Origin of the sequence: Rhizobacter sp., from assembly GCF_031412075.1 — a bacterium.
Classification (GTDB): domain Bacteria; phylum Pseudomonadota; class Gammaproteobacteria; order Burkholderiales; family Burkholderiaceae_C; genus Rhizobacter.
Window position 1 is genome coordinate 1 of record NZ_JANOCG010000134.1, and the last position, 9,718, is coordinate 9,718.

At 66.9% G+C, this 9,718-nt stretch carries 13 protein-coding genes; 1 reads left to right on the forward strand and 12 read right to left on the reverse strand.

Going from position 1 to position 9,718, the window contains the following annotated elements; genetic code table 11:
- The 8 genes from RMO40_RS04885 to RMO40_RS04920 form a co-directional block, all read right to left on the reverse strand.
- On the reverse strand, nucleotides 1–748 hold a 748-nt coding region (locus tag RMO40_RS04885), incomplete at its 3' end, for a M48 family metalloprotease (protein WP_309717103.1).
- A 67-nt stretch (nucleotides 749–815) separates the two neighbouring features.
- Nucleotides 816–2,402 (reverse strand): AmpG family muropeptide MFS transporter, encoded by a 1,587-nt coding sequence (locus tag RMO40_RS04890; protein ID WP_309717106.1) that lies wholly within the window; start codon nucleotides 2,400–2,402, stop codon nucleotides 816–818.
- A gap of 77 nt (nucleotides 2,403–2,479) precedes the next feature.
- Nucleotides 2,480–2,959: a GNAT family N-acetyltransferase gene (locus RMO40_RS04895; RefSeq protein ID WP_309717108.1), complete on the reverse strand. Its 480-nt coding sequence runs from the start codon at nucleotides 2,957–2,959 to the stop codon at nucleotides 2,480–2,482.
- Nucleotides 2,960–2,968: 9 nt separating this feature from the next.
- Nucleotides 2,969–3,430 (reverse strand): hypothetical protein, encoded by a 462-nt coding sequence (locus tag RMO40_RS04900; protein ID WP_309717112.1) that lies wholly within the window; start codon nucleotides 3,428–3,430, stop codon nucleotides 2,969–2,971.
- Between the two features lie 78 nt (nucleotides 3,431–3,508).
- Nucleotides 3,509–3,961, reverse strand: a complete 453-nt coding sequence (locus tag RMO40_RS04905) for a GNAT family N-acetyltransferase (protein WP_309717115.1) — start codon at nucleotides 3,959–3,961, stop codon at nucleotides 3,509–3,511.
- A 19-nt stretch (nucleotides 3,962–3,980) separates the two neighbouring features.
- Nucleotides 3,981–4,475, reverse strand: coding sequence for a tryptophan-rich sensory protein (locus RMO40_RS04910; RefSeq protein ID WP_309717118.1), 495 nt, complete (start codon nucleotides 4,473–4,475; stop codon nucleotides 3,981–3,983).
- Nucleotides 4,476–4,525: 50 nt separating this feature from the next.
- Nucleotides 4,526–4,813: a hypothetical protein gene (locus RMO40_RS04915; RefSeq protein WP_309717120.1), complete on the reverse strand. Its 288-nt coding sequence runs from the start codon at nucleotides 4,811–4,813 to the stop codon at nucleotides 4,526–4,528.
- Between the two features lie 73 nt (nucleotides 4,814–4,886).
- A complete protein-coding gene (locus RMO40_RS04920) occupies nucleotides 4,887–5,615 on the reverse strand; it encodes a M14 family zinc carboxypeptidase (protein WP_309717123.1) in 729 nt (242 codons plus the stop codon).
- Between the two features lie 246 nt (nucleotides 5,616–5,861).
- On the opposite strand from RMO40_RS04920, the gene RMO40_RS04925 reads away from it, so the two are divergent.
- Entirely contained in the window at nucleotides 5,862–6,371 is a 510-nt protein-coding gene (locus tag RMO40_RS04925; RefSeq protein WP_309717126.1) for a flavin reductase, read from the forward strand.
- Here the strand turns inward: RMO40_RS04925 and RMO40_RS04930 are convergent.
- The 4 genes from RMO40_RS04930 to RMO40_RS04945 form a co-directional block, all read right to left on the reverse strand.
- The gene (locus tag RMO40_RS04930) at nucleotides 6,352–7,266 is read right to left on the reverse strand and encodes an alpha/beta hydrolase (protein WP_309717129.1); all 915 of its coding nucleotides are present in this window, start codon (nucleotides 7,264–7,266) and stop codon (nucleotides 6,352–6,354) included. The genes RMO40_RS04925 and RMO40_RS04930 overlap by 20 nt on opposite strands.
- 5 nt (nucleotides 7,267–7,271) lie before the next feature.
- Complete coding sequence (locus tag RMO40_RS04935; RefSeq protein ID WP_309717132.1) at nucleotides 7,272–7,577, reverse strand: hypothetical protein; 306 nt, start codon at nucleotides 7,575–7,577, stop codon at nucleotides 7,272–7,274.
- Nucleotides 7,578–7,628: 51 nt separating this feature from the next.
- Nucleotides 7,629–9,032: a hypothetical protein gene (locus RMO40_RS04940; protein ID WP_309717136.1), complete on the reverse strand. Its 1,404-nt coding sequence runs from the start codon at nucleotides 9,030–9,032 to the stop codon at nucleotides 7,629–7,631.
- Between the two features lie 117 nt (nucleotides 9,033–9,149).
- The coding region (locus RMO40_RS04945) for a response regulator (RefSeq protein ID WP_309717139.1) at nucleotides 9,150–9,718 on the reverse strand (569 nt) is incomplete at its 5' end.

Below are 9,718 nucleotides of genomic sequence, written 5' to 3' on the forward strand. Positions count from 1 at the left end.
GTGGCGCGCCCTTGCTGGCGACGGCCATCTTGTTCCACAGGCTCACACCAGCGCGTGGGTCGTAACCCCCACGGGCAGCGAGCTCCATGCCGACCAGGTCGGCCTCCGACTCGTCTTGCCGGCCAAATTTGAGCGAGAGCAGCTGGCCACCCATGTCGGCCGCCAGCCGGCCGGCGTTGCCCAGGCCGAAGATGGCCGCCGCGATCTCGATGCCGCCGCGGGTGGCCATCGTCTTGCCCATGCGTTCGCGTGCGTGTTCACGCAGCGCGTGGGCGATCTCGTGGCCCATGATCATGGCCACCTCGTCGTCGGTGAGCTGCAGCTTCTGCAAGATGCCGGTGTAGAAGGCGATCTTGCCGCCAGGCATGCAAAACGCGTTGATCTGGTCGGAGCCGATCAGGCTGACCTCCCACGTCCACCCGCGGGCCCGAGGATTCCACTCGTAGCTGAACGGCACCAGGCGCTTGGCGATGGTTCGCAGGCGGATCAGCTGCGGGTCGTCGTCGCGCACCAGGGCGCCCTTGGCGCTGGCCTGGCGTTTCATGTCGACATAGTTCTGCTGGGCCATGGCCTCGACCTGCTGCGCCGAGATGGCCTGGGTGAACACCGATTGCTTCCCCACGTCGACGCCTTCTCGCGCCAGTGCGGGCAGGGCCAGCAGCGCGCCACCGCCCAAAAGCACGGTCGTGAACAGGCGGCGCGAGTGCAGCGGGCAGTGGCAGGTGAAGGGTGTGTGCAGGGGGGTCATGGCGGGTCTGACTTCAGGAGAGCTGGCTTGTTCCGCTCGGTTAGGACTTCGACAGCAATCAACGACATCAATCGTCGAACCTGGGGGCGTTCGGATCGACCTCAAGCGAGCGCACCGGCTCGCGCAGCCACCACAACATCAGCAGCGCCGGCACGGCCAGCACAGTGGATGCGATAAAAAAGCTCGGCCAGCCGATGGTCTCGGCCATCACCCCGGCCAGCGGCCCGACCCACACCCGGCCCACCGACGCAAAAGCCGACAACAGCGCGTACTGGGTGGCGGTGAAACGCTGGTTGCACAGGCTCATCAAGAAGGCGACAAACGCGGCGGTGCCCATGCCCCCGCTGAGGTTCTCGGCCGCGATCACCATCAACAAGCCGCCGTCGACCGGCGTGGCCTGCGCGAGCTTGACGAAGCCCCAGTCGAAGGCCGGGATCACGAGGCCGGGCATCAGCCCCTTGCCGTGCATCGCCAGCCACCAGAAGCCGAGGTTGCTGGCCATCTGCAGCACACCAAACAGCATCAGCGAGCGCCACAAGCCCAACTTGAACATCAGTGCTCCGCCGAGCAGCGCGCCGCCGATGGTGAGCCACAAGCCGATCAGCTTGTTGACCACGCCCACCTCGGCCTGGCTGAACAACATGGTCTTCAGCAGGAAGGGCGTCATCAGCGAGCCGGCAAACGCGTCGCCCAGCTTGTAGAGCACGATGAACGCCAGAAAAGCGCCCGCGCCGCTCTGGCTGAAGTAGCTGCGCAATCCGCCCACCAGGGTTTCGAAACGCGCCGCCTTCGCCACCCAGGCCGCCAGCGGCAGCGTGAAGGCGACACCCAGCAACAAGGCCAGCAGCGAAGTCCATTTGCTCTGCAGGTCGGCGGAAAAAGGGCTGCCTTCCCAAAAGGGCGCGAGCAGCGCACGCGCCATCGGCGGGCCGTAACGGTCGCTCAACACCACGCCCAGCGCCACCGCCAGCACCACGGCCAGAAAACCGAGCAGGTCGTTGCGCGCCGCACTGGTTGGGCGCAACTCTTCGGGCAGCCGCGGCAGCAACAGGGCCGACAACACCGCCGCCGCCACCATCAGGCCGGCCATGAAGCGGTACACCTCGGGCCACGACCAGCCGCCGCCCTGGTTGGGGTCGACCCAGATGAAGGCGATGCCACCCGAGAGAATCATCGCCAGCCGGTAGCCCAGCACGCTGGTGGAGGCGCCCAGGCCACGCTCGCGCGCCGGCAGCAAGTCGGTGCGGTAGGCGTCGACCACCACGTCTTGCGAGGCCGAGATGAAAGCCACCAGCACCGCCAGCAGCGCAAAAAGCCGGATCGACGCGGTCGGCGAGGTGCTCGACATCCACCACAAGGCGGCTGCCAACGCCAGCTGCGTGAGCACCAGCCAGCCACGGCGCCGGCCGAGCCAGGGCAGCTCGAAGCGGTCCATCAGCGGAGCCCACAAGAACTTGAAGGTATAGGGCAGGCCGACCAGGCTCAGAAAGCCGATGGTCGCGATGTCGACCCCTTCGACACTCAGCCAGGCCTGCATGGCCTGGCCGGTCAGCGCCAGCGGCAGCCCCGAGGCAAAACCCAGCAGCGTGACCACCAGCAGCCGGTGCAAGGCGGTGAAGCGGGCTTGCAGGCTGAGTGGGGGAGCTGCGGTCATGGGCGCGATTCTAGGGACGCGCTGCCCGACGCACGGCCGATGACCCCGCGGTTTGGCGTCAACCGCGTGAGCAGGCTCTAGACCACATCCGCCACCATCAGGTGGTAGGCGTTGCGGACCTCGACTTGGCGAAAGCCGCAAGCCTCATACACACGCTGAGCCGGGTTCTGCGGATGAACGGTCAACGCGACCCGGGCATAACCTTCTTGCGCAGCGGCCTTCAGTGCCGCCTGCATGAGCCGGCGCCCATGGCCTCGGTGCTGGTACGGCGACGAGAGTGCGATGCCGAGTTGCGGTGTCTCGGCATCCACCGACGCAAGGCCGACACCCACCGGCAACAAGCGCATCCAGCACGCGCCCGCGTCCACCCCATCGACTTGAGCGACCACGCCGACATCGGTTGGTCGCCCCCAAGCCTCTGCGTAGATGCGAACGCCGGGAATCTGCAGCGCTTCGATCGGCCGCAGGCCCGCGGGCGGCGGGTCCCACAGCGCGATGTGCAGCCAGTTCCACAGCTGCCCCTGGTCAGCGGCCGTGAGCGGTCGAAAGCTGAGCACGGACCCCGCTTACTTGATTTGTGCGTGGGTCATCTCGCCGATTTTCTTCGCGAGAACGTCGATGCCGAGCCAGGCATTGCGGTAGTAGTCTTCGACGGCGTGGGTCTTTCCCTGGTAGGTGGTGACGGCCTTGATCTCGTCTTTGCCAGCGAATGCACCGGCCAGGAAGCGTGCAGCGTCGTTGCGTGCGGTGTACTCCTTGATCACAAGGTTGGCTTCCTTGGTCGCCGACACCTTGTGGCCCGCCTTGGCTGCGGCTGCGTTGTAGCCCTCGACGATGAGGCCCGGGATCGTGGGTTTCACTTCGCATTTGCCGCAATCGACGGCAACTTTCAGCGTGGGCACTTCCGTCACCGCGGCAGCCGGTGCGGTTCCAACGGGCGCCGTGCCGCCCGGCGTGGTGCTGGCGCAGCCCGCGATCATGAGGGCTGCCGATGCGATGAAAACGCCGAAATGATTCTTGAGGCTCAAGGGAAAACTCCTTCAGAAGTGATGGGTAGGGAATCGAAGCCTAACGCTTGACATGAGGGGGACCACTCGATGGAGTGATCAGCCGGCATTCTTGCGCATGAAGACACTGTTCGGGTCTTCGGCATAGTCACCGAACGGGCCGCAGCGCTCGTAGCCGCAGCGTTCATACAGAGAGATGGCTTCGGCTTGAAGGTACCCCGTCTCCAGCACACACAGCGAGCAGCCGCGTTGTCTGGCTTCGGTCTCCAGAAAGCCGAGAAGGTCTCGCGCAAGACCTTGGCCTCGGTTCTCAGGGCGGGTGTACATGCGCTTGATTTCACCGAACCTGGCTTCGAGCACGATGGCACCACACGCTGCGGCTTGGCCCCGCGCATCGCGCGCCACCGCAAAAAGCACATGGGGTGCGGACAGGGCGGCGATGTCGATGCCGTGATGACTTTCCGCGGGGTACAGCGGTTTCTGGAAGGCATCGAGCTCATCGATGAGCTGCAAGACCTCGGGCTGATTCGGTGATTCCAGTGAGATGCGCATGAGGACAAAAGGAGGCTGGCTACAAGACCGTTGGGTTGTTTTGCCACAGCGACCACGTGAGCGCGGATGCCAGGCAGACCCAGGCGAGATAAGGAAGCATGAGAACACCAGCCAAACGACTGATGCGCCAGAACACCACGATGGTGGCCGCAATGAGAGCCAGAAGAACCAGCACCTCTGCGAAGGCGAACGCGCCTTGGTGCCAGGCGAAGAACAACCAGGACCAGAGTGCGTTGGCGAACAGCTGGGCCATGAAGAGTGTGAGCGCGGCTCTCAGTTGGCGGGCACCTTGCTCACGCCACACCAACCAGACGGAAATGCCCATGAGCAGGTAGAGAACCGACCACACGGGACCAAAGGCGGACACGGGTGGCGCCCAGGTCGGCCGCGTCAATTGGGTGTAGAACGTGCCGGCCTCGATGGAGGCGACCGAGCCAATGGCGGCGGTGACGAACACGATGGCCAGCCAGCCTGCAAGACCGACTGTTTGCGAAAGGGTGGATCGTTGCGACATGGGGGTTGGGGTTCGTGAGACCTGCCGTCTCGCACGGCATGCTCGCTCCGCTAGCGTGCGATCTTGCGCTCGATGCTGGCAACGACACCGGCTCGCAAGGTGACGATCGTGAGGGTTTGGGGATCTCTGGCATGGGGGAAGTAGGTCCAGCTTTTCTCTTCAGGTTGCCCTTTGGCGTTAGTGATCAACGCTTCGTGGTCTGGTTTACCGACCCTGAACAAAACTTCACCCTCCTGCATGCCCTTGCTGATGAAACCGCGTTCACGTGCGTCAGCTGCAACGGCAAGCGCGCACGCTGCAGAAAGTAAATGGAAAACGAGTGCTTTGGTGATGGCCATCTGCCGCTCCTGAACTGTGGCGTTTGCGATCATAAACAGGCGATACGAACGTCTCGGGTGCCTCGATGACAGCCTACCGTTCGGTGATCGTCATCCGCTCTCCCACCCAGCGCAGCAGGTCGAACCACATCTCGCGCATCTCGGCGTCGGTGGGTGTGCGGATCGCGCTTGGCAGCTCGATGGTGACCACGGGCACCCCTTTGTGCAGGCCGCCGTAGTGCCCGAGCGAGCCGGGGAACACGCCCACCCGGTCGAGCGCCAGGCGACCCAGGCGTTTGGGTGGCTCGCGGGGGCCGTCGTAATCGAGCACGCCGTAGGGGGCGTGCACGGCCACGATGAGGTCGGGCTGCCAGCTGGCCATCGTCTCCACTACAAAGCGGCTCTCGGGCTCCGACAGCGCAGTGCGCCCGGGGTAGCGGCGCGGGTCTTTCTTGGTGCGCTGTGCCCAGTAGGCCGGCGCCTCTTTCGCCCAGCGAGGCGTGGGGAAGTTGCGGTTGAGATCGACCCCGTTGGCGTTGACGCGGCTGGGGCGCGGCAGCATCAGGCCGTCGGGGTTGAGTGCGGGCAGGAAGCGCCAGTTGATGCCGGCGGCGGCGTGGTGGGCCCGGGCGATCCAGTGGAACACCAGCGAGGTGGACGACAGCTCGTCGCCGTGGATGCCGCCGATCACCAGCACCCGGCGCGGCGCCTTGGGCGGCTTGGCCGGTTGGGAGGGCAGAAGCCAGACCGGCTCGGCCACCGGTGGGCGCACGTCTCGCACATACAGCGGAACCCCCTTGACCGAGGTCGCGCCCGGCGCCACCAACGCGGCCTGCTCGCACAGCGCGCGGCTCAGGTTGGGCAGGCGGCGGGCCCACTAGGCGCAATGGCCGCCGCCCGACGCGGTGGCGCCAGCGGCGCCGGCCGTCACCGCCACGGTGGCCGTCAGCCGCCCGAGAGCGTGAATAAGTCCCATGCGGCGGCAGTGTAGTGTTCACATTGACCTCCTAAAAGAGACCCCCTTAGATAGGAGTTGGCCCTGTTTGGCCGTGTCCGCCACAATCGGCGCATGAATGCGTTGCTACGCCCGGTCACCCCCAGCTTTTCGCCGCAGGAGTTTCGCGCGGCGCTCGGCAGCTTCGCGACCGGGGTGACGGTGGTGACCTCGCTCGACCCGAACGGCCAGCCCGTGGGCCTCACCGCCAACTCGTTCAACTCGGTGTCGCTCTCCCCGCCGCTGGTGCTGTGGAGCCTGTCCAAACGGGCGGGCTCGATGCCGGCATTCAGCGCCGGCTCGCACTACGCCATCAACATCCTCGCGGCCGAGCAGCGCACGCTGGCCGAGCGTTTTGCCTCCAAAGACATCGACCGTTTTGCCGGCGTCACCTTTCGCCGCGGCGCCGGTGGCGCGCCGGTGATCGAAGGCAGCGCGGCGGTGTTCGAGTGTTTCAACCGCAGCCAGTACGAAGAGGGCGACCACATCATCTTCGTGGGCGAGGTCGAGCGCTGCGAACGGCGCGAAGGTGCATTGCCGCTCATTTATCACGGTGGACGCTACTTCACCGAGTTGCCGCTGTAGGCCGCGCGGCGTTCATCGCCTGGGCAATGATGTAAGGCACTGCCGCAGCCAGCACGGCCTGCGGCGCTTCGATCTGCGGCCAGTGGCCCACATGCTCCAGGCTCACGATGTCGGCACCGGGCACCAGGTCTCGGTAACGTTCGGCCATGTGACGGCCTGAGTTGGGGTCGGCGGCACCATTGATCAACCGGATCGGCACCGCGCGGCGCAGCAGCGGCTCGACGAGCCGGTCGCGCAAGGCCAGCCGGTCCACATAAAACCGCCCGAGCGAGTGCGCGACCCGCAGGCCGTCGTTGTGCATGACCAGGTGCCAGAAGTCGTCGAGCAACGCAGGCGACGCGGGCGTCTTGGGGCCGAACAGCTTGCGCACCGAGCGGTCGAACGCCGAGCGCGGAATGTGCGGGCCGATCCAGGGCCCAAGCGGTGAAGACAGCAGCCGTTGAATGACACGCGGCTGGTAGGCCTCGGGGCACAGGCCGCCGTTGAGCAGCACCACCGACTCGATGCGCGGGCGGCGGTTGTCCACTTGCTGGCGCGCGAGCAGCTCTTGCGCCACGCTCACGCCGAGGTCGTGCGCCATCACGCTCAGGCGCTTCAACTGCAGCCGCTCGATCAGCGCGTCGTGCAGGTCGGCATGGTCTTGCAATGAGTAGGCGTGTCCGGCCGGCTTGTCGGAGAAGCCCAATCCCAGCATGTCGGGCGCGATGACGGTGAAGCGGGTAGCGAGCGCGTCCCACACCGCATGCCAGTCGTAGGAGCCGATGGGGTAGCCATGGATCAGCAACAGCGCCGGGCCGCGGCCGGCCTGGGCCACGAACACACGGCGACCTCGCCAGTCGACGTAACGCCCTTGGCGCTGCCAGGCCTGAAGCGTGGGGGTCAGCGCGGCCGTCATCAACTTCAGCGCAGCAAGGGGTTCTTCATGGTCTCGCCCTTGCGGGTGCAGATGGCCTCTGACACCGAGCGCCCGACCACGCTGAACGAGCCGCCGACAAAACAGTTGTAGTCCTGGCCGGCCTTGGTTTTCACGGCATAACGTGTGGTCGTGCCTTCATCGACACGGTTGCTGATGGTGAAGGCGGTCTTGTCGAGCCCGAGCGCGAAGGCGGTGCGGTCGACGATGGCCTGGTCGGTCACCGCCACCGAGGCACAACCGGAGGCGACCATGGCTGTCACGGCAAGGGCTGCAAGAAGAGTGCGAGTCATGTGGTTTCCTGAAGGAGTGAGTCGAAAGATTGAAGCGGGTCCATGTGGACATCAGCGCCCGGAGGTGAAGCGCCGCGCCACGATCTGCGTGCCGATGGTCGAGCCCATGTACTGCGTCCACAGGTACCAGGCGTTGCCGCGCTCGTCCATCGCGATGGCCGGGTCGGTGGCGATCTCGGTGATGCTGTCGTGCGGCGCACCGGCCACCCAGCCGCCTGCCACGGTACGGGCGCTCAACATGGTGTCGACCGTGCCCGCGTCGTTGCCTTGCGACCAGGCCACGAAGGCGTGGCCTTGGGGGTCGATGGCGGCGCGCACGCCGGTGGAGGCCGAGCGCGAGCCCACCGGTTTCACGATGCTCGGCGTGGGCCAGTTGCCACCCGCGGCAGCGATGGTGGCGCGGATCGATTCATCGCCCTGCCCCCACGCCACCAGCGCGGCACCGGCCGCGTTCATCTTCACGTGCACGGTGCTCAGCACGCTGTTGGCTCCGAGCTCGCGCGCCACCTGCAGGGGTGCACCCCAGCGGCCAGCCTGGTAGCGCTTGGCCTGGACCAGCACATACATCTCGGTCGGTGAGACAGGTTCGATCTGCGACCACACCATCACCGCATTGCCGTTGGCGTCCATCGCGATGTCGGGCGCCGAGCCGCCCGAGACCGACACCAGCTGGCTGGCCGTGCCCCAGCCGCCACCGGCGGTGTAGCGGTTGGTCCAGGTGCCGCGGTTGGCGGTGGTGCCGCCGCTCGCCTGCCACACCACCAGCGCGTCACCCTGCGGCGCGACGGCGATGCGCGGGTTGCCGTCGGCACGGCCAAGTTCGTCGATGTTTTCCAGCAGTTGCGCGGTGCCCCAGGTGCCCGCCGCGCTGCCGCGGTTGCCCCACACGCTGATGCGCGAGCCATCGAGCTGCGACCAGGCGGCCACCGCGTTGCCTTGTACGTCCAGGCCCACGCTCAGCACATCCACCACGCCGGAGGCGGTGCTGAGGGCCTGCACCGGCGTCCAGCCGCCAGCCGGGTCGAAGTGCCGCGCCCAGGCGCTGCTGTTGCTGGTGTCGCTGGCCTGCGTCCACAGCACCACGGCGCGGCCCGAGGCCGGCTCCATCGCGATCTCGAAACGTGTGACGTCACCCAGCCGCGATTCGAGTGTTTGAGGCGCGCTCCAGCCGGAGGCCGGTTCATAGCGGCTGACCACCAGATCGTCATCGACGAGGGTGCCGGCGCGCCGCGTGAGCCATCCGGCGAGCGCGCGGCCCGAGGCGTCCATGGCCACCTTGGCACTGCCCGAGCCACCAGCCGACAGGGGTGGCGAGGTGATCGACCACCCCGGTGCCGGCGTGGGAGGAGGTGGTGGAGGGGCACTGCCGCCGCCACCACCACCACCGCCACACCCGCTCGCGCCAGCCAGGGCGAAAGCCGCCACAACGGCCCACCCGCTGATCATTCTGTTCATGCCCTGTGTCTCCCTGACGAGCCGCGCCCATGCGCACAGCTTTGCGAGGGGGATGCTAGGGAGCGGGCGCCCCGCTGCCCATAGCACCAAAGGGCAGTCGGGCAAACGGGGGCCGTGTCAGGGGGCGCTCAAAGCGTGGCTCAGGAAGGCGCGCAATTGCACCGGGCGGGCCGGCTTGATGAGCACCGCGAAGCCACGCGCCTGCGCCTTGAGCATGTGCTCGCTGCCCGCGTCGCCGGTGATCACCAGCGCGGGCAGCTCGTGTCCCACGGCCGCACGCAGCGCGTCGATCGCGTCGAGGCCGCTGGCCCCATCGGCCAGGCGCAGGTCGACCACCAGCACGTCGGGCGCGAAGCCCTGGCCCAGCCACGTGAGCGCCTCGCGCGCGCCGGGGGCCGCCCGTGCGTCGCAGCCCCATTGGCGCAGCAGGCCGAGCAGCGCATTGCGCGAATCGGCGTCGTCTTCGATCACCAGCACCCGCTGCGAAGCGATCAGCGGCTCGACAGCAGGCGCGCCGCTCGGTTGCATGGCAGCCAGCTCACGGTCAGGCGCCAGCGGCAGCAGCAGCGTGAACACGCTGCCCTGCCCGGGCGCGGACTGCACCGACACCGACAGCAACAACAAATCGCTCAGGCGCTTGACGGTTGCCAGACCCAGGCCCAGCCCCAGCCGGCGGTCGCGCGCCG

What these genes read in the sequence shown, in the direction of transcription:
- RMO40_RS04915 (WP_309717120.1), bottom strand. Translation starts at nt 4,813, where the DNA reads ATGGCCATCACCAAAGCACTCGTTTTCCATTTACTTTCTGCAGCGTGC.
- RMO40_RS04930 (WP_309717129.1), bottom strand. Translation starts at nt 7,266, where the DNA reads ATGACGGCCGCGCTGACCCCCACGCTTCAGGCCTGGCAGCGCCAAGGG.
- RMO40_RS04925 (WP_309717126.1), top strand. Translation starts at nt 5,862, where the DNA reads ATGAATGCGTTGCTACGCCCGGTCACCCCCAGCTTTTCGCCGCAGGAG.
- RMO40_RS04940 (WP_309717136.1), bottom strand. Translation starts at nt 9,032, where the DNA reads ATGAACAGAATGATCAGCGGGTGGGCCGTTGTGGCGGCTTTCGCCCTG.
- RMO40_RS04890 (WP_309717106.1), bottom strand. Translation starts at nt 2,402, where the DNA reads ATGACCGCAGCTCCCCCACTCAGCCTGCAAGCCCGCTTCACCGCCTTG.
- RMO40_RS04905 (WP_309717115.1), bottom strand. Translation starts at nt 3,961, where the DNA reads ATGCGCATCTCACTGGAATCACCGAATCAGCCCGAGGTCTTGCAGCTC.
- RMO40_RS04910 (WP_309717118.1), bottom strand. Translation starts at nt 4,475, where the DNA reads ATGTCGCAACGATCCACCCTTTCGCAAACAGTCGGTCTTGCAGGCTGG.
- RMO40_RS04935 (WP_309717132.1), bottom strand. Translation starts at nt 7,577, where the DNA reads ATGACTCGCACTCTTCTTGCAGCCCTTGCCGTGACAGCCATGGTCGCC.